The 25,387-nt window shown below is 62.2% G+C and carries 22 protein-coding genes and 1 pseudogene; 11 read left to right on the top strand and 12 right to left on the bottom strand.

Annotation, left to right across the window (positions count from 1 at the left end):
• Nucleotides 1–198: 198 nt before the first annotated feature.
• The 6 genes and pseudogenes from NKH57_RS26990 to NKH57_RS27015 all read right to left on the bottom strand — a co-directional run bounded on the left by NKH57_RS26990 (nt 199) and on the right by NKH57_RS27015 (nt 6,276).
• Nucleotides 199–1,476, bottom strand: a complete 1,278-nt coding sequence (locus tag NKH57_RS26990) for an ABC transporter substrate-binding protein (RefSeq protein ID WP_023757509.1) — start codon at nt 1,474–1,476, stop codon at nt 199–201.
• A 29-nt stretch (nt 1,477–1,505) separates the two neighbouring features.
• Nucleotides 1,506–2,693, bottom strand: coding sequence for a PLP-dependent transferase (locus NKH57_RS26995; protein ID WP_352948872.1), 1,188 nt, complete (start codon nt 2,691–2,693; stop codon nt 1,506–1,508).
• Nucleotides 2,690–3,424 (bottom strand): FadR/GntR family transcriptional regulator, encoded by a 735-nt coding sequence (locus tag NKH57_RS27000; RefSeq protein ID WP_352607282.1) that lies wholly within the window; start codon nt 3,422–3,424, stop codon nt 2,690–2,692. The genes NKH57_RS26995 and NKH57_RS27000 overlap by 4 nt, the downstream gene beginning before the upstream one ends.
• Nucleotides 3,425–3,577: 153 nt before the next feature.
• Nucleotides 3,578–3,859: pseudogene (locus tag NKH57_RS27005) on the bottom strand (aromatic-ring hydroxylase C-terminal domain-containing protein); the annotation flags it as partial.
• Nucleotides 3,860–4,452: 593 nt separating this feature from the next.
• A complete protein-coding gene (locus tag NKH57_RS27010; protein WP_352948875.1) occupies nt 4,453–5,826 on the bottom strand; it encodes a PleD family two-component system response regulator in 1,374 nt (457 codons plus the stop codon).
• 33 nt (nt 5,827–5,859) lie between these two features.
• On the bottom strand, nt 5,860–6,276 hold the full coding sequence (locus tag NKH57_RS27015) for a response regulator (RefSeq protein WP_352948877.1): 417 nt from the start codon (nt 6,274–6,276) through the stop codon (nt 5,860–5,862).
• A 198-nt stretch (nt 6,277–6,474) separates the two neighbouring features.
• Here NKH57_RS27015 and NKH57_RS27020 point away from each other — a divergent pair, with 198 nt between their 5' ends.
• Nucleotides 6,475–6,774: a DUF3572 domain-containing protein gene (locus NKH57_RS27020; RefSeq protein WP_352607276.1), complete on the top strand. Its 300-nt coding sequence runs from the start codon at nt 6,475–6,477 to the stop codon at nt 6,772–6,774.
• Entirely contained in the window at nt 6,771–7,424 is a 654-nt protein-coding gene (locus NKH57_RS27025) for a hypothetical protein (protein ID WP_352607274.1), read from the top strand. The genes NKH57_RS27020 and NKH57_RS27025 overlap by 4 nt, the downstream gene beginning before the upstream one ends.
• Before the next feature lie 12 nt (nt 7,425–7,436).
• Here NKH57_RS27025 and NKH57_RS27030 read toward each other — a convergent pair whose 3' ends face one another.
• Both NKH57_RS27030 and NKH57_RS27035 read right to left on the bottom strand, forming a co-directional pair.
• On the bottom strand, nt 7,437–8,972 hold the full coding sequence (locus NKH57_RS27030; protein ID WP_023757516.1) for a hypothetical protein: 1,536 nt from the start codon (nt 8,970–8,972) through the stop codon (nt 7,437–7,439).
• A gap of 190 nt (nt 8,973–9,162) precedes the next feature.
• Nucleotides 9,163–9,738 (bottom strand): GNAT family N-acetyltransferase, encoded by a 576-nt coding sequence (locus NKH57_RS27035; protein WP_352726884.1) that lies wholly within the window; start codon nt 9,736–9,738, stop codon nt 9,163–9,165.
• 65 nt (nt 9,739–9,803) lie between these two features.
• Between NKH57_RS27035 and NKH57_RS27040 the strand changes: the two genes are divergently transcribed.
• The gene (locus tag NKH57_RS27040; protein WP_352948881.1) at nt 9,804–11,132 is read left to right on the top strand and encodes a DNA polymerase IV; all 1,329 of its coding nucleotides are present in this window, start codon (nt 9,804–9,806) and stop codon (nt 11,130–11,132) included.
• A gap of 24 nt (nt 11,133–11,156) precedes the next feature.
• Here NKH57_RS27040 and NKH57_RS27045 read toward each other — a convergent pair whose 3' ends face one another.
• Nucleotides 11,157–11,663, bottom strand: a complete 507-nt coding sequence (locus NKH57_RS27045; protein ID WP_352948884.1) for a hypothetical protein — start codon at nt 11,661–11,663, stop codon at nt 11,157–11,159.
• A gap of 184 nt (nt 11,664–11,847) precedes the next feature.
• On the opposite strand from NKH57_RS27045, the gene NKH57_RS27050 reads away from it, so the two are divergent.
• Together NKH57_RS27050 and NKH57_RS27055 are read left to right on the top strand one after the other, a co-directional pair.
• Nucleotides 11,848–12,729, top strand: coding sequence for a DMT family transporter (locus tag NKH57_RS27050; RefSeq protein WP_352948887.1), 882 nt, complete (start codon nt 11,848–11,850; stop codon nt 12,727–12,729).
• 157 nt (nt 12,730–12,886) lie between these two features.
• Nucleotides 12,887–13,351 carry a hypothetical protein gene (locus tag NKH57_RS27055; RefSeq protein ID WP_352607264.1) on the top strand — a complete coding sequence of 155 codons (465 nt, stop codon included), beginning with the start codon at nt 12,887–12,889 and terminating at the stop codon, nt 13,349–13,351.
• Nucleotides 13,352–13,450: 99 nt separating this feature from the next.
• Here the strand turns inward: NKH57_RS27055 and dnaE are convergent, their stop codons facing one another.
• On the bottom strand, nt 13,451–16,978 hold the full coding sequence (gene dnaE, locus NKH57_RS27060; RefSeq protein ID WP_352948890.1) for a DNA polymerase III subunit alpha: 3,528 nt from the start codon (nt 16,976–16,978) through the stop codon (nt 13,451–13,453).
• 106 nt (nt 16,979–17,084) lie between these two features.
• A complete protein-coding gene (locus NKH57_RS27065; RefSeq protein ID WP_352948892.1) occupies nt 17,085–19,097 on the bottom strand; it encodes an acetyl-CoA carboxylase biotin carboxylase subunit in 2,013 nt (670 codons plus the stop codon).
• Between the two features lie 198 nt (nt 19,098–19,295).
• On the opposite strand from NKH57_RS27065, the gene NKH57_RS27070 reads away from it, so the two are divergent.
• The 6 genes from NKH57_RS27070 to NKH57_RS27095 all read left to right on the top strand — a co-directional run bounded on the left by NKH57_RS27070 (nt 19,296) and on the right by NKH57_RS27095 (nt 24,078).
• The gene (locus NKH57_RS27070) at nt 19,296–20,423 is read left to right on the top strand and encodes an S-(hydroxymethyl)glutathione dehydrogenase/class III alcohol dehydrogenase (RefSeq protein WP_352948895.1); all 1,128 of its coding nucleotides are present in this window, start codon (nt 19,296–19,298) and stop codon (nt 20,421–20,423) included.
• A gap of 67 nt (nt 20,424–20,490) precedes the next feature.
• A complete protein-coding gene (gene gfa / locus NKH57_RS27075) occupies nt 20,491–21,060 on the top strand; it encodes an S-(hydroxymethyl)glutathione synthase (protein WP_352948898.1) in 570 nt (189 codons plus the stop codon).
• Nucleotides 21,061–21,127: 67 nt separating this feature from the next.
• Nucleotides 21,128–21,595 (top strand): YaiI/YqxD family protein, encoded by a 468-nt coding sequence (locus tag NKH57_RS27080; protein ID WP_352948900.1) that lies wholly within the window; start codon nt 21,128–21,130, stop codon nt 21,593–21,595.
• 32 nt (nt 21,596–21,627) lie between these two features.
• Entirely contained in the window at nt 21,628–22,305 is a 678-nt protein-coding gene (locus NKH57_RS27085) for a DUF1345 domain-containing protein (RefSeq protein ID WP_352948903.1), read from the top strand.
• A gap of 98 nt (nt 22,306–22,403) precedes the next feature.
• The gene (locus NKH57_RS27090; RefSeq protein ID WP_352948905.1) at nt 22,404–23,285 is read left to right on the top strand and encodes a cytochrome b/b6 domain-containing protein; all 882 of its coding nucleotides are present in this window, start codon (nt 22,404–22,406) and stop codon (nt 23,283–23,285) included.
• A gap of 1 nt (nt 23,286) precedes the next feature.
• Complete coding sequence (locus NKH57_RS27095; protein ID WP_352948907.1) at nt 23,287–24,078, top strand: molybdopterin-binding protein; 792 nt, start codon at nt 23,287–23,289, stop codon at nt 24,076–24,078.
• A gap of 48 nt (nt 24,079–24,126) precedes the next feature.
• On the opposite strand, the gene NKH57_RS27100 is transcribed toward NKH57_RS27095, so the two are convergent.
• Nucleotides 24,127–25,128, bottom strand: coding sequence for a hypothetical protein (locus NKH57_RS27100; protein ID WP_352948909.1), 1,002 nt, complete (start codon nt 25,126–25,128; stop codon nt 24,127–24,129).
• Nucleotides 25,129–25,387 lie beyond the last annotated feature (259 nt).

A 25,387-nucleotide genomic window follows, 5' to 3' on the forward strand; every position in this document is an offset into this window, starting at 1 on the left:
CTCTGTCGCCGTCGGGCGCTGGCGCCGGCGCGGGCCCGCGGCCGAGCGACCGCCGACCGGCGCCCGCGCCGGGCCCCCCCCCCCCCGCCGGCAGGCAGATGAGGTGCAGCGCGAACCTGTCGAGGCATGGCGCCGCCCCTCATCCGGCCCTATCGGGCCACCTTCTCCCCGTGAACGGGGAGAAGGAAGAAAAGGCGCTTACTTCTTGTTCTTCGCCAGCCAGTCCTGCTGTTCCTTGGTCAGGAAGGCAGCCCATTGGTCGGCGACGTCCTTGGCAGTCTTCTGGCCAAGAAGCACTTCCTGGAAGTTCTTGATCGCCACCTGGTCGACGAAGTTGCCGAGATTCTCCAGATGCGTCGGCGGCGTCACCATTTCATATTTGGAGCTGTCGCTCAGTTCCGTGAACCAACCCTTGAACTGCTCGGTCTTGAAATGGGGATCCTGGTCAGCGCCGTTGTGGATCGGGACGACCCCGACTTCCTTGGCCCATTCCAGATTGTCCTTCGGCGACAAAAGCGTCGCCATCAGCTTCCAGGCGTCGTCCTTGTGCTGCGAGTTGGCAAACATCGCCCAGCCGGCATAGCCGAGCGTCGGATAGGACTTGCCGCTCGGCCCGACCGGCAATGGCGCCACGGCGAAGTCGTCGGCGCTCATCTTGTCGGCAATGCCGAGCAGCGCGTCCGGATCCTGGTTGAGCATGGCGCAGGTGCCGGAATAGAAGCCGGTGACCGTTTCGTTGAAGCCCCAGCTCACCGAATCCTTCGGCGCCAGGCCGTCCTTGTACATGTCGGCCAGCATCTGCAGACCCTTGACCGAGCCTTCTTCGTTGATCGTCGAGGTGCCGTCCTCGTTGAAGTAGCCACCCTTGCCGGCGGCGATGTTCATGAACATGTGCATGCCGTTGAAGGCGCCCGGCCCGCCGCGCAGGCAGTAGCCGTACTTGCCCGGGATCGCGGAAATCTTCTTGGCATCGGCGATGAAATCATCGAGCGTCGCCGGCGGGCCATCGAGGCCGGCCTGCTTGAACAATTTCTTGTTCCAGAACAGCGCGTTCACATAGTAGCCGTAAGGGATCATGTACTGGGTGTTGTTGACGGTCGAGCCGAACTGCTTGGCACGGTCGCCGAGCGTCTTGGCGTCGTCCCATTTGGCCATGTAGGGCCCGAGATCCTCAAGTTGGGCATTGTTGGCATAGAGGCCCATCCAGCGTTCCGGCATTTCGACAATGTCAGGCGTATCGCCGGCCTGCACCATGGTCAGGAATTTTTCGAAGGCCTGGCCCCAGGGCAGCGAGATCAGCTCGACCTTGACGCCGGGATTGGCCGTCTCGAACTCGGCGATCTGCTTCTTCAGGAATTCGGTGCGCGGTGGGCTGGTGATGACTTCGACCATTTTCAGGGTCGAATCGGCCATAGCGCTTCCGGCGGAAATCGCCAGCCCCGCAACGGTGGCAAGCATGACGGTCAGTTTTTTCATGTTCAAGACTCCCATTTTGAACCCGCATGTTATTTTCTGGCTTTTTCGAAGGCCTGGGCGACGTCAGCCCATAGGTCCTCGACACTCTCCAATCCGACATTGAAGCGGATGGTTCGGGGGCTGACGCCGAAGCGCGCCATCGAATTCAGGCCCGGCGTCTGCTCCAGCGACGCCTTGGCCGGTACGACCAGGCTTTCATGCCCGCCCCAGCTGACGCCAATGCGGAAATATTTCAGCGCGTCGACGAAGACGGGAATGTCGATATCGTCCGTCACCTCGAAGGAGAACAATCCGGCATAGCCTGCCAGCGTCGCCTTGCCCGGATGGTTCGAATAGACGGGGTGGTTGACCCGCTCGACATTGCCATGCGCCTTCAGCCGTTCTGCGATGATCAGACCACTTTTCATATGATGCGGCAGGCGCAGCGGCAGTGTGCGCAGACCGCGCAGCAGCAGCCAGGCCTCGAACGGCGACAGCTTCCCGCCGAGATAGGAATAGGTCTGCTCATTGATGTGCTTGATATGAGCAGCAGAACCCGCCACCACGCCGGCTACGGTGTCGCTGTGGCCGCCGAGATATTTCGAGGCCGAGTGCAGCACCAGATCGACGCCATGCGTGATCGGCTTCTGGAACACCGGCGTCGCCCAGGAATTGTCGATCGTGGTGACGATGCCTTGCTCCTTGGCCAGCCGCGTCAGATGCGCGATGTCCTGCACCTCGAACATCATCGAGGTCGGGCTTTCCAGATAGAGCAGCTTGGCGCCGGGAAGCGCTGCCGCGACCGCATCGGGGTCGGAACCGTCGACGTAGTCGACCTTGATGTTGAGCCGCGGCAACAGCCGCTCGAACAGCCGATAGGCATCGCCATAGCAATTGCGCACAGCCACGATGCGCTCGCCGGCACCGACAAAGGCAAGCACCGTGGCGCTGATCGCCGCCATGCCGCTGGAAAAGCCGCGCGCCGCCTCGGCACCCTCGAGTGCGGCCACACGCGCCTCGAACTCCATCACCGTCGGATTGTCGCCGCGCGAATAGATCGGCTGCTTTCGTTTGCCGGCAAAAGTGTCGGCCATTTCGGCATAGCTGGCGAAGGTGAACAGCGAGGTTTGATAGATCGGCGGCACCACGGGCCCCCCGGGGAACGGCTCGTCATGCGCCAGCAATGTCGCCGCCTCGGCAAGATAGTCGTGATCGAAACCGGATGGATGCTCGTTCATGTCTGGCTCGAAAGCTTGAGTTTGGCGGCACCGCGCTTCAAATCATCCTCGACGGTGGCGATCAGCTTGAGCGCCTCGGCGCGGGCGCCCTGCGGATCGCGGGCGGCGATGCGTTCATAGATGGTTCGGTGATAGGGAAAGCTGGCGTGGCCGAAATCACGAACGCCCAGCGGATGCTCCCAGAAGCGGTGGAACAATTCGTGCATGGCGGCGATGATCTGCTCGAACAGCGGATTGCCCGAGACCCGGTAGATCGCCTGATGGAACTCCCAATCCTCTTCCGACGACATGCCTTCGCGCGTGCGGAACGCCTGCTCCATGATGTCTAGCTTGCGCGCGATCTCGGCGATATCGGTCTGGCTTGCACGTTCGGCGCAAAGGGCCGCGGCCTCCGCCTCTAGCGCGCGGCGGATCTCCAGCGTCTGCATCAGGCTGGTAAAGTCATTGCCGCCCGCCAACGTCAGCGGCATGTGCAACATGTCGGGTGAGACGGCCGCCTTCAGGTAAGTCCCGCTGCCTTGCCGGCGCTCGACTAGGCCGAGCCCTTCCCAGCGAGTCAGCGCCTCGCGCACCGTGTTGCGGCTGACCTTCAGCCGCTCGGCCAGGATGCGCTCTGTCGGAAGTCTCTCGCCGGGTTGCAAGGCCTCGGCGCGAACAAACCCCACCAACGCCTTCAGGACGGCGTCATCGCGCGCCGTCGTCTGAATGGGTGGCAGGCTGTTCTGGTCCACACTTCCTCCAAGTGGTCCAATGGTCCAACCAATTCCTGCATAGATGAGGGGATCCTGTCAATCGATTGTCAGGGGACCCATGCTTTTTCATGCTGTTGATGATGGCGACAACGCATGTCGGGAGATCGTGCCGGCCAGCTTCGATCACATCTGCTAACCCGCAGCAGCAGACGGTCCGAACCAAGTGGTCAGCGCGTCCAGCAGTCCCTGCTGGCTTCCGGTCCCAACCCAAGCCACATAACCATCGGGCCGGATCAAGACGGCGTCGGGCGCGGCGACCGTGCCCTGGACCGGAAGCTCCCAGGCACCGGCATATTTTGCGTCTATCTGGCGAACACGATCCGCCCAGGGCATGATGTCCAGCCGGCCGGGCTCACCGAGGTTGAGGAGCACCGGCCGCGCCTCGTCCAGCAAGGTGAAGACCCGCAACGGTCCGGCAATCACCACCGCATGATCTGAAATCATGGTCGTCACTCCCGCTTTGCTCACCAGGTTCGGGTCGCGGTTTTACGGGAGGAGCCGGGTCTTGCCGCAAGCCCCTCGTGCGCCATATGTATGAAATGGAGGGGGTGCAGTTCCCCGAGGGTGCAGTTTCCCCGATGTTTGACGGCCACGAAAGAGCTTGTCGCGCCATCCACAGCGACTAAGGAACGGCCGTCGCCGCGCCAAGACAGTACCAGATCTTCACCCGCAAAAACGCAGAGCCCCGTCTTTGGCGCGGAGCTCTGCTGTTCTTTTGGAAAGAAGGGGGCCGGTCGGCGTTTGGCAGCGGTACGAGGAGGCCACTATGTGCCAGCGCCGGCCGGCCGACCCCACGGACCCAGGAGATGCGGCGGACCTGAGCATCATGGGGTATTCCTGGAGATCGGAGCCGGTTGTCTATCCTCGTGCCGGCTTCGTCTTGGCCTTCACACTTGCGCAAGAGGTTATGAAAATCAACAGTTTCTTAACCAAGGCTCGCGAATCGCTTGGATTAAGGTAAACGGGTAACCCTGTCGGCTTGACTGTATAATTGGGAGCTGAACCGGTTATGCCGCCTTGGCAACGACTCGGTTGCGGCCGCCGCTCTTGGCTTCGTAGAGCGCGAGGTCGGCACGCTTCATCAGCGCCGCCACCGTATCTACCCCCTTCAGCACCGACGACACGCCGACGCTGACGGTGACCTCGATCTTCGTGCCGTCCTGGCCGATGGCAAAAGGCGCCTGGGCGATTTCGGCGCGAATGCGTTCGGCCACCTTCTCGGCCACCGCGCCTTCGGTGTCCGGCATCACCACGACGAACTCCTCGCCGCCAAAACGGCAGGCAAGGTCGATACCCCTGACATTCTTGCGCAGCCGTCGCGCAAATTCCCGCAACACCTCGTCGCCGCCGTCATGGCCGTGCGTGTCGTTGATCGCCTTGAAGCGGTCGAGGTCGGTGATCATCACCGACAGCGGCCGGCGCCGCGCCACGGCGCGATCGAACAATGTCTGCAGATGGCTGTCGAGATAGCGGCGGTTGTGCAGCCCGGTCAGCCCATCGGTCACTGCCATTTCGATGGTCTGGGTGACGCTGGCGCGCAGCTGGTCGTTGTAGCGCTTGCGGCGCACCTGGGTACGCAGCCGTGCCGTCAACTCCTGCTGGTCGATCGGCCGCATCAGATAGTCGTTGATACCGAGCTCGAGGCCGCGAATGATGCGTTCCTCCTCGCCCTCCTCCGCCAGCAGGATGATCGGCACGAAGCGAGTGCGGTCCAGCGAGCGCAATTGCGAACAGAGTCTCAGCGGATCGAAATCGGCGAACGCCGTCGAGATCATCACGCATTCATAGGACGTCTCGGCAGCCTGGAAGAAGCCGGCATGCGGATCACTGGAGATGTCGAGGTCGGCACGGTCGCGCAGCATTTTCTGGATGCGTTCGACGGATGTTTTGCGCTCGTCGATCAAAAGCACTTTCGGCATCGTGTCTTCAGCTGCGAAATTGCGGCTCAAAAGCTCTTCGATGCCGATGTTGCGCGTCGTCGAGGCGCGCAGCCGCAACTCGTCGGTCAGCGACTTCAGCCGGACAAGGCTCTTGACGCGCGTCATCAGCTGCAGATCGTTGACCGGCTTGGTCAGGAAGTCGTCGGCGCCGGCCTCGAGTCCGCGTACCCGGTCGGAAACCTGGTCGAGCGCCGTGATCATCACCACCGGAATATGCGATGTCGCCGGATCGCTCTTCAGCCGCCGGCAGACCTCGAAGCCGTCCATATCCGGCATCATCACGTCGAGCAGCACGACATCGACCTTGCCGTTCTCGCAGGTCTCAATCGCATCCGGCCCGTTGGCGGCGGTCAGCACCTCGAAATATTCAGCCAGCAACCGGACTTCCAGCAGCCGAACATTGGCAGGGACGTCGTCGACGACGAGGATCCGTGCAGTCATTTCACAAAGCTCCGGCTCGGCTGAAAAGGTACATCACGCATCGCCCAAATAGGATTTGATGGTTTCGATAAAGCGCGGCACCGAGATCGGCTTCGAAATATAAGCCTCGCAGCCACCCTGGCGGATGCGTTCCTCGTCGCCCTTCATCGCGAAGGCGGTCACCGCGATGACCGGGATGACGTGCAACTCGTCATCCTCCTTCAGCCATTTGGTCACTTCCAGCCCTGACACTTCAGGCAGCTGGATATCCATCAGGATGAGGTCAGGCCGGTGCTGGCGCGCCAGATCGAGCGCTTCCAGACCGTTTCGGGTGCGCACGGTCTCGTAACCGCTTGCCTCGATGAGGTCCCGAAAGAGCTTCATGTTGAGCTCATTGTCCTCGACGATCATGACCTTCTTCGGCATCGATATCCCGTCCCGGTCGTCGTCCCGCTCGAAGACGGCCGTCATGCGCCATGTCTAGACGCACCAAAACCTGCTTCACTTTACGGCAATATCATTGACGAAACGGAAATCCGCAGCTGGAAAACAGCGCAAATTCCACCTCGTCTCCTGCGCGTCCAAGGGCGCGCCACGCTCTAATGGCTTGCCGCAAGCAACTCTTGCCATTACTGCGGGAGAGACTCATTCCACACACTGAAGGTAATGATGGCAAACGCAGCGTCAATGCGTGAAGAGGCGGAAACCATTGCCGTGAAGGCCCTGGGCTTTGTCGCCTCCGATCCGGAATTGCTGCCGCGCTTTCTGGCGATCACCGGCATCGAGGCGCATTCGATCCGTCAGGCTGCCAGCGAGCCGGGCTTCCTGGCTGGTGTCCTGCAGTTCATTCTTGCCCATGAGCCGACGCTGATGCGCTTCGCCGAGGAAACCGGCACGCCGCCGGCTGCCATCGGCAAGGCCTTGCGGGCGCTGCCGCTGGGTGACGACGACCACGAGCATTCCATATGAGCGATGATCCTGAAACCGCGCGTCAGATCGAGGAACTGATAGCTGACGACCGCCCGCTGCTGGTGCTTGACGTCGACGACGTCTTGCTCGAATTCATCCGCCCGTTTCCGAATTTTCTCAGGGCGCGCGGCTATGATCTTACGCTGGCCTCCTTCCAGCTGACCGGAAACATCGCCGAAACGGCGAGCGGCCGCCTGATCGAACAGCCCGAAGTCACCGCACTTCTGGGCGATTTCTTCGACGCGCAGGCCGACTGGCAGAGTATCACGGAAGGTGCTGCGGAAGCCTTGGCAGAACTCGGCGACCGCGCGCAAATCATCTTGCTTACGGCTATGCCGCATAGGCACCGGGCCGTGCGCCGCGCCCATCTCGATGCCCTCGGGGTGAGCTATCCCCTTCTGACCACGGAAATGGCCAAGGGGCCGGCGGTGGCCAAGCTTCGCGGCAAAGGGGGCCGGCCGGTCGTCTTCGTCGACGATCAGCCGCGCAACCTGGCGTCGGTACAGAATGCCGTCGCCGATGCCGAGCTGTTTCACTTGATGGCTGACAATTCGCTGCGCGCATTCCTGCCGCCAGTCCCGGACGACGTCATCGTCGTACAGGATTGGCATGAAGCCGCCCCAAGGATCACGAGCGCGCTGGGGCTCTAAAGCCCCGGCCCCTCATGGATTCAGTTTCGCTCCTGCCCCGCCGCTGTCGTCTCCGCTGTCATCGTTCCCGCCGTCACCATCATCCACGCTGTCGTCGACCGCCGGATCGGCAGGCTTCAGCATGACGCCGTTGACGGTAACCGAACCATCGGCCTTGGCGTTGACGACCCATTCCAGCCGGCCGTCGGGCAGCGCCTTGCCAAAACCCTTCGCCATGAGCGCAACCGGCACATATTGCGCCACCTCCGGCTCCGACTTTGCCGCCTCCTGCAAGCCTTCGATCATCTTGTCGAAGCCGGTGACATCGACCGTCACGTTTCCTTCGGGCTTTTCGCCGGGGAACGTCATCTCGCCTTCCAGCGCGATCTCCGTGTCTTTGTTCTTCACGGTGCTGTGGCCGAGCACGACCTTCGGCGTCTTGGCCATGAAGTCGGCTTTGAGCTGCTCGCCGAATTCAGGCGACAGCGGCGGATCCCGATTAAGATCAAAGGCTTCGATTGTCTTCTTCGCCATGGTGTCGAGATCGATATTGGCGCCGCCGAAGTTCAGATCGATATCGGTGGGCAGCAGCGCGACGCTCCAGCTCGGCAGAAGCTGCTGCGGCACGGTTAGCCCCGATGCCTTGATGCCATAGGTGATTTTGCCGCTCTGGGCGACGCCGTCGGTGCCGAACACGGTGGAGAGCTGGGTGGCGCCGAAATTGCCGACCGGGCTTTCCACCACGAAATCCTTGAAGCCGTAGGTTCCCTCCACACGGTCCCAAAGCGGCAATGCCGCGCGCAGAAGCGATTTGAGTTGCGCCTGGTTGGCCTTCAGCGTTGCCTCGTTCTCATTGGCCACGGCAAATGCCAGGAGATCAAGCAGCGGCTTTGTCCGCACACCCTTGCCGCTGGCTTCGACCGACAGTTCCGGCGACCTGAGGGTGACCGGGAATTTCAGCCCGCTCTCGGGATCGTCGAAATTGAGCGCCTCGACAAAACTCGACACCTTTTGCGAGCTTGTGAAATCGATGCCGCCGGTCGCGGACTTGCTCGCGGCAATAGTCGCGGTGCCGGCGCCGGTGCTGGCTTCGATGTGCTGCTTGGTATCCTTCGATGCCATCGTCATGCCGGCGATGGAGCTGGTGCCGCTGGTAAAAGCCGCCAGATTGGGGTCGTAGACGCCCGTCCCCTTGCCGTCCTTGATGGAAAGCTGCGTGCTTTGCAGCCCCTCGGGCCCGTTGAACTCGAAGGAAGCGTTTTGCGAAAAGTCCATCGAGACATCCCAGGACCCATCGCTGCGCGGCTTAACCATGAGCGCATAGGGCGCGAAGTCGAATTTCACCAGCTTCTGGTCCGGAAACGATGCGGCAAGTGCCTTGAAATCAAACAGGATCTTGTAGGCATCGCCTTCGAGCGAAACCTTCACAATGCCCTTGTCGATCGCCTGCTTGCCGACATACCGGGACAAGTCGCCGGACAATTGCTTCGCACCCTGACTGTCGACGGTCTGACCGAAAGCAGGCGCACTCAACGCAAGAAGGAACACGAATGGCAGGGCGCGGTTCACGTGAATTCTCCGTTTTGGCGTAATGCATGTCACCCATAAGTGGGCCCCGGTTTCGGGAGAATGACATGCATCAAACAAACAACCTAAAGCGCATGCGCTTTAGAAGGAACGCTTTATTCGTCTGGTATGAAATTACCGTCACGACCGCAAGGCGGGATCAACAACAACGCTGCCAAGCAGAATGCCTCGATCAAAGCACGAGCCGCATCAATGGCCGGCCCACCTTACGTTCCACAAGCCTTTCGAAGCCGGCCTTCTCGAACACCCGCGACGAGCCGACGAACAGGCCAATCGAACGCGAATCGCGAGACAGGTCCATCGGGCAGGCCTCGACCAGCCGGGCGCCATTCCGGCGGGCGAAATCAATGCCGCCTTCGACCAAGCGATGCGTCATACCCCTGCCGCGCGCCTTGCTGCGGATGAAGAAGCAGGAGATGGCCCACACGGCCGGATCCATGGCGTCGGCGGGATCGACCGGCGCCGACCCCCTGCCCTGATTGTTCCATTCGGGCACGTCGGCGCGCGGTCCGATCTGCATCCAGCCGACCGCCTGACCATCCTCGAATGCCAGCAGACCCGGCGGCGGGCCGGCTTCGATGCGCGCCTTGATGTGATCCTTGTTGCGCTCCCGGCTGCTTTCGCGGCGCACCGCCGGCGCCATTCGGAAATGCGTGCACCAGCAACCGTAGCAGGCACCCTGCTTGCCGAAGAGGTCCTCGAAATCCGCCCATAGCGCGGGCGTCAACGGCGCTATGGTCGTGCTCATGCGTTCTCCCCAGACCACCCTTGTCGCTGGTCTTGCGCTGTCGTAGTATTGCGTTTGTTCTCTGTATGTTCCCACAAATGGCGGCTCCTGTCAACAATCCCGACCACGGTTTTTGCCGCGACTGCCTGACATTTCAGCGCAGCGAGGCGCGCCGTTGCGAGCGCTGTGGTAGTCCCAGGCTCGCGCGTCATCCCGAGCTTTACCGGCTGCATCTGGCCCATATCGATTGCGATGCTTTTTATGCTGCGATCGAAAAGCGTGACAATCCGGCGCTCAAGGACAAGCCTCTGATCATCGGCGGCGGCAAGCGCGGCGTCGTGTCCACCGCATGCTACATCGCCCGTATCCAGGGCGTGCGCTCGGCAATGCCGATGTTCAAGGCACTCGAAGCCTGCCCCGAGGCGGTCGTCATCAGCCCCAACATGGAAAAATACGTGCGCGTCGGCCGCGAGGTGCGCGCCATGATGCAGGCGCTGACGCCGCTGGTCGAGCCGCTGTCGATCGACGAGGCGTTTCTCGACCTCGCCGGCACCGAGCGGCTGCACGGCCTGCCGCCGGCAGTGGTCTTGGCGCGCTTTGCGCTCGCAGTCGAGAAGGAGGTCGGCATCACCGTTTCGGCCGGCCTGTCCTATTGCAAGTTTCTCGCCAAGATAGCGTCCGACCTCCGCAAGCCGCGCGGCTTCTCGGTCATCGGCGAGGCCGAGGCGGTCGGCTTCCTGGCGGTGCAGCCGGTGACCATGATCTGGGGCGTCGGCAAGGCGTTCAACGCCACGCTGGAGCGCGACGGCATCCGCACCATCGGCCAGCTTCAGAAAATGGATCATGGCGACCTGATGCGGCGTTACGGCACCATGGGCGACCGGCTCTACCGGCTTTCGCGTGGCGAGGACGTCCGCCGCGTCGATCCGGATCAGGATGCCAAGAGCGTATCGGCCGAAACCACCTTCGACACCGACATCGCGTCGCTGGAAGAGCTGGTTGCGGTGCTGAGAGGGCTTTCGGAAAAGGTTTCGGCACGGCTGAAGAAATCCGGCATCGCCGGGCGCACCGTGGTGCTGAAGCTGAAAACCCAGGATTTCAAGCTGCGCACGCGCAACCGCCAGCTCGGCGACCCGACCCGGCTCGCCGATCGCATCTTTCAAACCGGGGTGGAGCTTCTGCGCAAGGAAACCGACGGTACGAAATACCGGCTGCTCGGGATCGGCGTCAGCGACCTCTCGGACGACGACAAGGCCGACCCGCCCGATCTGGTCGATGTCCAGTCGCGCAAGCGTGCCATGGCCGAAGGCGCCATCGACGCCTTGCGCGACAAGTTCGGCCGCAAGGCAGTGGAAACCGGCTACACATTCGGTAAAGGCCGCGATGCCCACCCGCCTGAGCCCCTTGAGGAGTGACGCTGCATATCGCCGTGTTGAAATTCAACTGCGCTGCAGGTCTATCCTGCTGGTCACCACGCTCTTGCCGGTTTTCGGATCGATGTCGGTGACAGTCAGCCGCATGCCGTTCTCGCCGCGTTTCTCCACCGTCATCTGTGCCCTTCGGTCACCATTGACCTCCTTGGCCCAGCGGATGCCGAGATTGATCGCGTTGCCGGAGCGGCTGCCGTTGAGTTGCGCCGGCCCGGTACGAGAACCGACATAAGTGCCGCTATACTTGGCACCGCTGGCTTTCAGATCCGCGCTGATGGCGCGCGTCACCACAATCAGTCCGCGGCAGTTGCCGTCGAGCGACAACGAGGTCGACGTCGCGTTCGACTTGAAGTTGCAGGACACATTGACCGTTGGCGTGTCTGTGGTCACCTTGACGATACCCTTGCCGGTAAAATCGCCATTGAACGACTGGAGAAATCTGGTCTCGTCGGCATGCGCGGCGCCTGCCGCAACCAACAGACATCCAGCAAGGCCGAATTGCGCGAATAATCTCATCGAAACTCTCCTTGTCGATCTCGCAAAAGTGGGACAGTTCACGACACAGGCACGGTCGGCTACCCGGGCTCAACGCCCCTTGCCGTTTCAGGTTCCGCCTGTCTGACAACATCCGTCCGACTGGCCCAGAAGAATGCAGCGACTAGTGATTGCGGCAACAGCTCCGGCCTGCGACACAGCCCGCATGGTACCTACCCCTTCGATTCCAAAGGCCGCGTTCTGGATGGCGTTATCGATCGCCTCGTTCCTGGCGATGTCGGTCGCCGGCCGCGCCACGACGGCCGAGCTCAACGTCTTCCAGGTGCTGGAACTGCGCTCGGTGATCGGCTTTTTCATCCTTCTGCCGCTGGTGATGATGAGCGGCGGCTTTCCAGCCATGCGCACGCAACGCCCCGTCGCCCACCTCGCCCGCAATGTCGTCCACTTTACCGGCCAGGCGGCCTGGCTCTACGCGCTGACGCTGATCCCGCTGGCCGTGCTGATCTCGATCGAATTCACCACACCGATCTGGACGGCAATCCTGGCGGTGGCTTTTCTCGGCGAAAGGCTCTCGCGGCCAAAACTTGCGGCGATCGTGCTGGGGCTGGTCGGCGTCATGATCATTGTGCGCCCCGGTGTCGGCTCGGTCGATCCGGGACATCTCGTCGTGCTCGGTGCCGCGGTCTGCTTCGGTATCTCCGTGGTCACGGTCAAATCGCTGACGCGAACGGACAGCGTCGTGCGCATCATCTTCTGGATGCTGATCATCCAGTCGGTGGTCGGTCTGGTTCCGGCACTCTATGACTGGCGCAATCCGCCGCCGGAGCTGTGGCCATGGATCGTGCTGATCGCCTTCACCGGCATGTCGTCGCATTTTTGCATGGCGCGCGCACTTGGCTATGCCGATGCGACAGTCATCTCGCCGATGGATTTCCTGCGCGTGCCACTATCGGCGCTGATCGGCTGGCTGCTCTATAGCGAGCAGATCGACGCCTTCACCGCCGGCGGCGCGTTGTTGATCCTGATGGGCAATCTGCTCAATCTTCAGCGAAAAGCGCCGCAGCCGGCGGACATCGCCGCGTCTTAGCCCGATGCATTGGTCTGGCCTGGTGACGCCTCCGGTGAAGATCTTGGCTGCGCAAATTTATGCGCTGACCTGAGATTGTCGCCTTGCCGCCGCAGCGGCGGGGTGAGATGGTCCGGAGACGAAGAGCAAGAAAGTGCCAGCGTGAGATCGTGCAACGATGCGTGTCGTGATCGTCGCTATTTTATTGGTGTCGACGGTGCTGGCCACCAGCAAGGCGCAAGCCGAAGCGGCAACGCATCTTGACGTGCCGGACAATCTTACCGCTTCTGCCTTTGGTCCGAAGATCGTAGCCGACTATTCCGCGTCCATGCTGCATTATCGAACAAGCCTGAGCACGCATTTGCAGAATGGTCTTATCGGCGATTTCGTTTCCTCGATGCGCATCCCCTGGGCTTGGCGTTCAGACGATGGAAGCACGGTTCGGCGCATCGGCGATAGGCTGTTCCTGCTTACGCAGGGCGATTGCCTTAGCCGAATGTGCCAGGAGGTCTATTGCCAACAGACGGAGTGGCCGGTGTTCGACTGCCGCGATGGCCACAAGCGCAAGATGGCGGCTCCCGGCCCGTCGGACATCATTTTCGACGGTATCAGCTACAGTCAGATAGGCAGTCCGCAGTTCTGAGCGAATTGGGCCTCGACTGCGGCGGGATGGGCTCGCCGTCAATTGCCGTCATCGGATATCTTGAGGAGGTGCCGCCGGCATTACAGCGATATGCCGTGATCACACCAGCTCCACTTCGACCACGCCCGGAACAGCCCGCATCGCCGAGGCGATCTGTGGCGAGATCCGGTAGCGGTTGGGCAGCTCGATCTCGATTTCCCCCTCGCCTTCTTCCTTGATCAGCACGAAGCTCACCTGGCCTTCCCCCCTGACGGTAAGCTGCCCGGCCAGTGTGTTGATCGGCGCGGCATTGCGCACGAAAATGCGCAGTGCCTTCTGGATGCGGCTTGCCTCATCCTCCAGCGACTGTACCGAGTTGATGCGCAGATTGACGCCTTCCGGCCTGTCCTCGGCCGCAACGGTGATGACGACGGAGCGGCCGGCCTCGAGCAGGTCGCGATATTGCGCCAGCCCTTCCGAAAACAGCACGGCTTCATACTGGCCGGATGTATCGGAAAAGGCGATAACGCCCATCTTGTTGCCGGTGCGCGTCTTGCGCTCCTGCTTGGATGTTACCGTGCCGGCCAGACGGCCGGCGGCGGCACCGCGCTTGACGGCCGCCGAAAACTCGGCCCACGTCTGCACCCGCATCTTCTGTAGGGCCGCCTTGTACTCGTCGAGCGGGTGCGCCGAGAGATAGAAGCCGACCACCTGGAATTCGCGGTGTAGCCGGTCGGCGGCGAGCCACGGTTCCGTCGCCGGCAAATTGAGCGCCTGCGACTGGGCGCCGAGCGAGGCGCCAAAGATATCGTGCTGGCCGGAGACCGCATTCTGCTGCGCCAGCGACGCCAGCCCCATCATGCGCTCCACCCCTGCCATCATCGACGCACGGTCGTGACCGAAGCAGTCGAGCGCGCCGGCCATGATCAGGCTTTCGAAGACGCGCTTGCCGACGATCTTGGGATCGACCCGCTCGCAGAAATCGGCGAGGTTCTTGAACGGCTTTTCGCCACGCTGGGCAACGATGTGCTCGACCGCCGCGTCGCCGACGCCCTTGAGCGCTGCCAACGAATAGTAGATGCGGTTCTCACCGACCTCGAAAGGCCGAAAACTCGATATCACCGACGGCGCCAGAACCTCGATGCCGAGGCGTAGCGCGTCCTGGCGGAAATCGGCGAGCTTGTCGGTGTTGCCCATGTCGAGTGTCATCGACGCCGCCAGGAACTCGACCGGATAATGCGCCTTGAGATAGGCGGTCTGGTACGAAACCACCGCGTAGGCGGCGGCGTGCGACTTGTTGAAACCATAGTCAGCGAACTTGGCCAGCAGGTCGAAAATGAAGTCGGCTTGCGGCTTGTCGACGCCGCGCTCGACCGCGCCCGAGACGAAGCGTTCGCGCTGCTTGTCCATCTCGGCGCGGATCTTCTTGCCCATGGCGCGGCGCAGCAGATCGGCTTCGCCAAGCGAGTAGCCGGACAGCTCCTGCGCGATCTGCATCACCTGTTCCTGGTAGACGATGACGCCCTGCGTCTCCTTCACCAGATGGTCGATCTTGGGATGGATCGACGCCATCTCCTCCTCGCCATGCTTTCTGGCGTTGTAGGTCGGGATGTTCTCCATCGGCCCCGGTCGATAGAGCGCCACCAGTGCGATGATGTCCTCGATGCAGTCGGGCCGCATGCCGATCAGCGCCTTGCGCATGCCCGCACTTTCCACCTGGAACACGCCGACCACTTCGCCGCGCGACAGCATGGCGTAGGTGTCGGGATCGTCGAGCGGGATCGTCGCCAGGTCGATCTCGATACCGCGCCGCCGGATCAGTTTCACCGCCGTCTCCAGCACGGTCAGCGTCTTCAGGCCGAGGAAGTCGAATTTTACCAGCCCGGCCTGCTCGACATATTTCATGTTGAACTGGGTGACCGGCATGTCCGAGCGCGGATCGCGGTACATCGGCACCAGCTCCGACAGCGGCCGGTCACCGATAACGATGCCGGCGGCGTGCGTGGAGGCATGCCGGTAGAGGCCTTCCAGCTTCTGCGCCATGTCGAGCAGCGTCTGGACGATCGGCTCCCTCTCCGCCTCTTCGGCAAAGCGCGGCTCGTTGGCGATGGCGTCGGCGAGCTTGACCGGATTGGCCGGGTTCTGCGGCACCATCTTGGAAAGCTTGTCGACCTGGCCATAGGGCATCTGCAGCACGCGGCCGACGTCACGCAGCACCGCGCGCGCCTGCAGCGTACCGAAGGTGATGATCTGGCCGACCTGGTCGCGGCCGTATTTCTGCTGGACGTAGCGGATGACCTCCTCACGTCGATCCTGGCAGAAGTCGATGTCGAAGTCGGGCATCGACACGCGATCGGGATTGAGAAAACGCTCGAACAGCAGGGAGAAGCGCAGCGGATCGATGTCGGTGATGGTCGTCGAATAGGCAACCAGGGAGCCTGCGCCCGAACCACGGCCCGGTCCGACCGGAATGCCCTGTGCCTTGGCCCATTTGATGAAGTCGGCAACGATCAGGAAGTAGCCGGGGAACTTCATCTTGGTGATGATGCCGAGCTCGAAATTCAACCGCTCGCGATATTGCTCGACCGTGTAGCCAGCGGTCGGGCCATGCGCGGCCAGCCGCGCGTCGAGCCCCTCATGCGCCTGGCGGGCCAGCTCGTCGGCTTCCGCCTGCACGGCGGCGTCATTGTCGGCGACATCGCCGCCGGTGAAGCGCGGCAGGATCGGATTGCGGTTCTTCGGATAGTAGGAACAGCGCAGAGCGATCTCGACGGTGTTGTCGATCGCTTCCGGCAGATCGGCGAACAGCCGCGCCATATCGGCCTGACTGCGCAGGAAATTGTCCGGCGACAGCCGGCGGCGATTGTCGACGGCGACAACCGAGCCCTCGGCGATGGCGATCAGCGCGTCATGCGCGTCATAATCGTCGCGGGCCGAGAAGAATGCCTCGTTGGTGGCGACCAGAGGCAGTTCATGGGCATAGGCCAGATCGATCGAGGATTTCTCGATCACGCGATCATAGCCGGAAACCCGGTCCAGCTCGACATAGAGCCGATCGCCGAACATCGACTTGAGGGTCAAAAGCCGTGCCTCGGCCAGATCGCGGCGATCTTCCTTGAGCGCAATGCCGATCGGTCCGCGCGGCCCGCCACTGAGGCAGATCAACCCGTCGCAATAGCCTTCCATCATTTCGGTGGTCAGGTGCACGGCCTCGCCTGGCGGCGTTTCGAGGTAGACACGGCTGACCAGCCTGACCAGATTGGAATAGCCGGCCTCGGTCGTGGCGATCAGGACGACCGGCCGCATATCCGGGCCTTGCCGCCTGCGGTCGCGCTGGCCATCGCTGTTTTCGCCGGAAAAGGCGAGCGCAGTCTGGCAGCCGATGATCGGCTGGATGCCGTCCTTCACCGCCTTCTGTGCGAATTCCAGCGCGCCGAACAGATTGTTGGTGTCGGTGACCGCAATGGCCGGGGCTTCGTCCTTGACCGCGTGAGCGACCACCTTGCCGATCTGCAAGGCGCCTTCCAGCAGCGAATAGGCCGAATGCACGCGCAGATGGACGAAGGGCCGCGCGGGCGCCTCCGGCCGCGCCGCCGCAATCGCGGCTTCGCGCTTCAGGGGATCGCGGGGAAGTTTTTCGTCGGCCATGGTGCTGCGTGAAGATCCTGAGTCGATGGAGATGTATTGTCCGGGACCGCGCGATGCCAGTCCAGCCCAAACCATTGCTGATCACAGGCTGCCTGCCCGGCTAGCCTTACGCAAACTCCATGATCACCGCATCCACAGCCAGGCTGTCGCCCGGCTTGGCGTTGAGTTTGGAGACGACAAGGTCGCGTTCGGCGCGCAGCACGTTTTCCATCTTCATCGCCTCGACCACCGCCAGCGTCTCGCCGGTCTTGACCTCCTGACCTACGGCAACGGCAATCGACACGACAAGGCCAGGCATCGGGCAAAGCAGCAGTTTCGACGTGTCCGGCGCTATTTTTTCCGGCATCAGCCTTTCAAGCTCGGCGGTGCGCGGCAGCATGGCGCGCGCGGTCACCGACATGCCCTTCCAGGCGATGCGAAAGCCATTGGCAACCGGCCTTATCTGAGCCGTAACCGTGCGCTTGCCGACCGTACCGCGCCAGATCAGGTCACCCGGCCGCCAGTCGGATGCAACGGTCAGCGCCTTGCCGCCCTCGATCGACAGATCGATTTCCATCGGAATGGAAATCATGCCCTCGAGGATCGACGCCGACAGATAGTCATCGCCGATCTTCACCACCCAGTCGCGCTTCAGCGCGCCCGAATGCGGCGCCAGCCGGCCGCCCAGCCGATCGAGCCGGTCGCGGCGCAGCAGCTCCACCGCGGTCGCGATCGACGCCAGCACGGCCTTCTCATCGTTGTTCGGCACGACAGGCGCGAAGCCGTCGGGATATTCCTCTGATATGAAAGCGGTCGATATCGACCCTTCCCGCCAGCGCGGATGCTGCATCAAGGCAGCCAGGAACGGAATGTTGTGCTCGATCCCGTCGACGACGAAACTGTCGAGCGCTTCCGACATGGCATCGATGGCTTCCAAACGCGTCGGCGCCCAGGTGCACAGTTTGGCCAGCATCGGATCGTAGAACATCGAGATTTCGGAACCTTCGGTGACGCCGGTGTCGTTGCGGATGACGACATCGCCGAACTGTCCTTCCTCCGGCGGCCGGTAGCGCGTCAGCCGGCCGATCGAGGGCAGGAAATTGCGGTACGGATCTTCGGCATAGAGCCGGCTTTCCACAGCCCAGCCGTTCAGCTTGACGTCGCTTTGCTTCAAGGCGAGCTTTTCGCCTGCGGCAACGCGGATCATCTGCTCGACCAGATCGATGCCGGTGACGAGCTCCGTCACCGGGTGCTCGACCTGCAATCGTGTATTCATTTCAAGAAAATAGAAGTTTTTGTCCTTGTCGACGATGAACTCGACCGTGCCGGCGCTCTGGTAGTCGACAGCCCTGGCCAACGCCACAGACTGCTCACCCATGGCCTTGCGCGTCGCGGCGTCGAGGAACGGCGACGGCGCCTCTTCGGCGACCTTTTGGTTGCGGCGCTGGATCGAGCATTCGCGCTCGCCGAGATAGAGCGCGTTGCCATGCGCGTCGGCCAGCACCTGGATTTCGATATGGCGCGGATCGACGACGAATTTCTCGATAAAGACGCGATCATCACCAAACGAGCTCTTGGCCTCCGAGCGCGCCCGGTCGAAGCCGTCGCGCACTTCCGACTGGCTCCAGGCGATGCGCATGCCCTTGCCGCCGCCGCCGGCCGAAGCCTTGATCATCACCGGATAGCCGATCTCGCCGGCGATCTTTTCGGCATGGTCGGCATTCTCGATCACGCCGAGCCAGCCGGGCACGGTGGAAACCTTGGCGGCATTGGCGAACTTCTTCGATTCGATCTTGTCGCCCATCGCTCTGATCGCCTTGGGCTTCGGGCCGATGAAGGTAATCCCTTCCGCTTCCAGCGCCTCACAGAAGGCCGCCCGCTCGGACAGGAATCCGTAGCCGGGATGCACGGCCTGAGCGCCCGTCTCCTTGCAGGCGGCAATGATCTTTTCAGGGACGAGATAGCTCAGCGCCGCGGGCGAAGGCCCGATATGCACCGCCTCGTCGGCCATCTCGACATGCACGGCATCGCGATCGGCATCGGAATAGACGGCAACCGTGGCGATGCCCATCTTGCGCGCCGTCCTGATGACACGGCAGGCAATCTCGCCACGATTGGCGATCAAGATCTTGGTGAACATGCGGAATGTCATCCCTCGGGTCGGCCGTTCCTTTTATGGCCTGTGCTTGCAGGGTCAAGCCGGCCATGCAAATCACTGCCTTTCAATCGATTTGCGATTCCAATTCATCGCTGTGGCCCAGTCTAGGCACCAGCTTCCAGTTGATCGTGTCGATAAAACCTGAAACCTTGGAAAAAAATTCGCATTGGAGGACGCCTGATGAAAACCCGCGCTGCAGTCGCTGTTGCCGCCGGAAAGCCGCTGGAGATCATGGAGGTCGACCTCGACGGCCCGCGCGAGGGCGAGGTGCTGGTCGAGATCAAGGCGACCGGCATCTGCCACACCGACGAGTTCACGCTGTCGGGCGCCGATCCCGAAGGCCTGTTCCCGGCCATCCTTGGCCATGAGGGTGCCGGCATCGTCGTCGATGTCGGCAAGGGCGTCACTTCGGTCAAGAAGGGCGACCACGTCATCCCGCTCTACACGCCCGAATGCCGCCAGTGCCCGTCCTGCCTGTCGCGCAAGACCAACCTGTGCACGGCAATCCGCGCCACCCAAGGCCAGGGCCTGATGCCCGACGGTTCGTCGCGCTTCTCGATCGGCAAGGACAAGATCTTCCACTATATGGGCTGCTCGACCTTCTCGAACTTCACCGTGCTGCCCGAGATCGCGCTGGCCAAGGTCAACCCGGACGCTCCCTTCGACAAGATCTGCTATATCGGCTGTGGCGTCACCACCGGCATTGGTGCGGTGATCAACACGGCCAAGGTCGAGCAAGGCGCGACCGCCGTCGTCTTCGGCCTCGGCGGCATCGGCCTCAACGTCATCCAAGGCCTCAAGCTTGCCGGCGCTGACATGATCATCGGCGTCGACCTCAACAACGACAAGAAGGAATGGGGCGAGAAATTCGGCATGACGCATTTCGTCAATCCGAAGGAAATCGACGGCGATGTCGTGCCCCACCTCGTCAACATGACCAAGCGCGGCGCCGACCAGATCGGCGGCGCCGACTATACGTTCGACTGCACCGGCAGCACCAAGGTGATGCGTCAGGCGCTGGAAGCCTCGCACCGTGGCTGGGGCAAGTCGGTCGTCATCGGCGTTGCCGGTGCTGGCCAGGAGATCTCGACGCGGCCGTTCCAGCTGGTCACCGGGCGCACCTGGATGGGCACCGCCTTCGGCGGCGCGCGTGGCCGCACCGACGTGCCGAGGATCGTCGACTGGTACATGGACGGCAAGATCCAGATCGACCCGATGATCACCCACACGCTGAAGCTCGAGGACATCAACAAGGGGTTCGACCTTATGCATGAGGGCAAGTCGATCCGAAGCGTCGTCGTTTACTGAGGAAGACCACAAGCCGCCGACCAACCGGCCTGCGACCTCTGTGGCTCATAACTGGGAGGAAATGGGAATGGCCGAGAAACTGCATCCGAAAATCGACAATGGCCTGCCCAAGGAAAGCGCAAGCTTTGCCGGCGGTACGCTGGTTTGCGCCTGCACCAGCAAGCCGGTCAAGGTGAAGGTCAAGGGCCAGATCGCCCATAACCATGCCTGCGGCTGCACCAAATGCTGGAAGCCGGAGGGCGCGCTGTTCTCGGTCGTTGCCGTGGCTGGCACCGGCGACGTCACCGTCACCGAGAACGGCGACAAGCTGAAGGTCGTCGATCCAAGTGCCTTGATCCAGCGCCATGCCTGCACCGGCTGCGGCGTCCACATGCACGGTCCGGTCGAGCGCGACCATGCGTTCAAGGGCCTGACCTTCCTCCATCCCGAGCGCTTCGAGAAGGACGGCTGGTCGCCGCCGGGCTTCACCGCCTTCGTCTCGTCGATCATCGAGTCCGGTGTCGACCCGAAGCGAATGGACGGCATCCGTGCGCAGTTGAAGCAGATCGGACTCGAACCCTATGACTGCCTCAATCCCGGCCTGATGGACTATATCGCCACCTGGACGGCGAAGAAGTCGGGCGCCTTGCCGGCTTAGCAACCGATCGGATTGTATCCATGGGGCCGGACGAAATCGTCTGGCCCCATGCTCATTGGAACCAGCGATGCCCGTACCTGCCATCTACGTCGATGCCGACGCCTGCCCGGTCAAGGCCGAGGTCGAAAAGGTCGCCGAGCGCCATGGCGTCGTCGTCACCTACGTCTCCAATGGTGGCTTGCGCCCCTCGCGCGACCCGATGATCCGCAACGTCGTGGTGTCCAAGGGCGCCGATGCCGCCGACGACTGGATCGTCGACAACGCGCGCCCCAACGACATCGTGATCACCGCGGACATTCCGCTGGCCGCCCGCTCGGTAGCGCTCGGCGCGCATGTGCTTGGGCCGACCGGACGTCCTTTCACGCCGGAAACGATAGGCATGGCGGTGGCGATGCGCGACCTGAAACAGCATTTGCGCGAGACAGGCGAAAGCAAGGGCTACAATGCCAGCTTCGCCCCGCAGGACCGTTCGCGCTTTCTCGGCGAACTCGACCGCATCTTGCGGCGCGCCCTGAAATCCGCCACACCGCAGTAGAAACCGAGCGCCATTCCAAGATTGGAACCGCCATGGCTGCCGAAACCCCGATGAAGCCTCCCTTGCAGCGCCATATGCTGTTTGCGGTGTCGGCCTGCTTCGGGGTTGTGGCGCTTGCCGTGGCGCTGCTGCTTCACGCCTCGCTCGCCTATTCGATCGGCGCCAACGCGTTCTTTGCCGCCTACGTCATTCTTGTCGTCGCCCAGATGCCAAAGTTCACCGGCAGGTATCTAAGCAAGAATGCGCGCGCCACCGACCAGCCGGTGATGGTCATCTTCGCGGTGACGCTTGTCGTCGTCGGCGTTGCCACCTTCTCGCTGTTCCAACTGATCAACCAGAAAGACAGCGCTCACCCTGTCGAATTGGCCTTCGCACTGCTCTCGATCCCGCTCGGCTGGTTCACAATCCATGCCATGGCGGCGCTCCATTATGCCCATGTCTATTGGATGGACGGCGATGCGGTCGACGCCGAGACCAAGAAAAAGATCCCGGTCGGCGGACTGCTGTTTCCGGGCGACAAGCGGCCGGAAGGCTGGGATTTCCTCTACTTCTCGGCGGTGATCGGCATGACGGCGCAGACCGCCGACACCAACATCTCGACGACGCATATGCGACGTGTCGTGCTTGTCCATTCGATCCTGTCGTTTTTCTTCAACACGGTCATCGTCGCCGCCGCCGTCAATCTCGCCGTCAGCCTCGGCGCTCCATAATAAATCCGTGATCGGATGAAACATTGGTTTGGATCGCGACGTATTAGGAGGACAATGAGCGCGCAGGCCAGGTCGCCAAGGCCAGGAGACGAGACAAGATGGAATCTGTTGCCAGAAGCCAAGCCGCCGCCGGGCCGGACGCCCTCGCGTCGAGCGACAAAACGCTGATCTACAAGCAGTCGCGCTGGACGCGGCTGACCCACTGGATCTGGGCCATCTCGCTGTTCTTCATGTTGCTGTCCGGCCTGCAGATCTTCAATGCCCGCCCGCAGCTCTATATCGGCAAGGAGTCTGGTTTCGACTACAACAACACCATCTTCGCCATCGGCGCCGAGAACAGCGATGCCGGACCGCGTGGCTACACCGAAATCTTCGGCAAACGCTTCGACACCACAGGGGTGCTCGGCTGGTCGGGGCCGGCAGGCCAGGAGACGTCCCGCGCCTTCCCGTCCTGGGCGACGATCCCGTCCTACTATGACCTCGGCACCGCCCGCGTCATCCACTTCTTCTTTGCCTGGATACTGACCACGACCTTGATCGTCTGGTTTGTCGCCAGCACTGTGAACGGCCATCTGCGCCGTGACCTCGCACCACGCCTCGATGATCTCAAGCGCTTGCCGCAGGACATCATCGATCACGCCAAGCTCAGATTCCACCACACGCGGGAGTACAACACGCTGCAGAAGATGGCTTATGGCGGCGTGCTGTTCGTCCTCCTGCCGCTGATGATCGTCACCGGCCTGGCCATGTCTCCCAGCATGAACTCGGTGCTGCCGTTTCTCAACGATCTGCTCGGCGGACGTCAGACGGCGCGCACCATCCATTTCACCGTCATGGTCCTGCTGGTCGCCTTCTTCATTGTTCATATCCTGATGATCCTGGCCGCCGGCCCGATAAACGAACTGCGTTCGATCATCACCGGCTGGTACCGCACCGACCCATCCGCACAGGACGACAAGACAACCGAGAGGAGTGCGTGACATGGCGAAGTTTGAGATAAGCCGCCGCAAATTCTTGACGGGTGCCAGTCTCGGTGCCTCCGGTATCATACTGTCGGGCTGCGATGCCTTCGACAGCCAGCTAAGCGTTGGCAGTGGCTTGCGCAGTTTTCTCGAAAACGCCAATGACCTGACATACCGGGCACAGCGCCTGCTCGCGGGACGCGACGCGCTGGCGCCGGAATTCACCGAGGCCGATATCCGCCAGCCGCAGCGGCCGAATGGTGTGACTGCGCCGGACGACGATGTTTACAAGGGTCTGCTTGCCAACAACTTCGCCGACTGGCGACTGGAGGTTACAGGCCTGGTCGAAAAGCCGCTGTCGCTCAGCCGCGAGCAGTTGATGAACATGCCGAGCCGCACCCAGATCACCCGCCATGACTGCGTCGAAGGCTGGAGTTGCATCGCCAAATGGACCGGGACGCCGCTGTCGCTGGTGCTGGACCAGGCGGTGGTCAAGCCGCAGGCGCGCTACGCAATGTTCCATTGCCTCGATACGATCGACCGCAGCCTGTCGGGCGACATCAAATATTACGGCTCGATCGACCTGATCGATGCCCGTCACCCGCAGACGATCCTTGCCTATGGCGTGAACGGCAAGCCGCTGCCGGTTGAGAACGGCGCGCCGCTGCGCGTCCGCGTCGAACGGCAGCTCGGCTATAAGATGCCAAAATATCTCTACAAGGTCGAGTTGGTCGACGGCTTCGCCCGTATCGGCGGCGGTCGCGGCGGCTATTGGGAAGACAATGGCTACGACTGGTACGGCGGCATCTGACACCTGGGGAAATAATGCCCTGAGATCAGCGGTTTAATCCTCAGCACGTCAAGCAACCTTGTCGAGCAGCGGCCTGAGCGCCGGATGGATTTCCGGCGAGGCCTGCTTGATCAAGGTGAGCAGGGCGCGTTCGTTCTCGTAGAGAGGCCGGTCCAGGCCGATATGCTCGACCAGCCAGCCGGCTTCGCCGGCATCGATCGTCTCGGCGCGGCGAGCAAGCGCCTCGGCCGCCCTGTTCTTGGCTTCCCAATCGGCCTCGATGTCATCAGGGGACCGATAGGCCTCCATGATGCAGGCGAGGCCGCCGGAGATCATGCGGCTGAAGAAGCCGCCGATTTCCGGATCGGCGTGTTCGAGGAAGGTGTCACGGCGTAGTGCCACATCGCGCGTCGGCGCTTCATAGCCGGCCGAGCACATGACGAAATTGGCGATCGCCTTGACGAACAGCTCGTTCCAGGACGGATCGTTGCTGGCATGGGCGGTCCGCTCGTTGATCTTGAACAGCACTTCTGCCTCGGCGCGCGTGATGGCAATGTTGCCGTCGCCACCGTGGGCATAGAGGATGCGGCGCAGCAGTTCGACCTCTGCCTTGGCGATCAGCCCGGGAACCAGTGCGCCGCCGAGCATCAGCGGCCCCTTGCCGTCGATGACGGCGTGGGCGACCTGTTGCAGCGCATAGACACAAAGCTGGCCCGGCGACGATCTCGCCTCTTCCAGCACGTGCACCAGCAATTCGAGTTCGGTGCGGCTGTCGACCATGCCATCGCGCGAGATCGTGCGGATCAGCCAGTCGGCATTGTCCTGCGAGATATAGCCCGACGGCTTCTCCTGGTGGACGATATAGTCGGTGACCGCCTCGATGAAGAAAAGCGGCCATTCCGGGCATTTGGCTTTCGCTGTGGCATCGAGCGCAAACAGCGCCTCGGCCTCGCCGCGCGTCACCACACCGTCGCCGAACACCTCGCGGCGCAACATCGTCACGTCCTCCGCGGCGATGTTGCTTTTCGAGGTCAGCCCCGCCACCGGCGCGCTCATGATCAATTCGCCCATTTGTCGTCCCCGTCTGCCGCCGTCCAATGCCGGCCCCAAAGCGTCATGGCTGCCAAGATATCAGCAGTGTCTTGAAAAACCGGCAAACGGCGTGGTTAGCGAAGACTTGTCGGCGAATGCATGTCGCCCAAGGTGTGCCGCGGGTTTGAGAGAACGACATGCATCAACACAAGCATCTAGGGCGCATCGCCAGCGCGGCGCACTTTAGATGTCGCTGACAGGTGACAAGCTGTCGCGCACAAGCTATGGATGGCGCGTC

The sequence above is a fragment of the Mesorhizobium sp. M1050 genome (assembly GCF_040318715.1).
GTDB lineage: Bacteria > Pseudomonadota > Alphaproteobacteria > Rhizobiales > Rhizobiaceae > Mesorhizobium.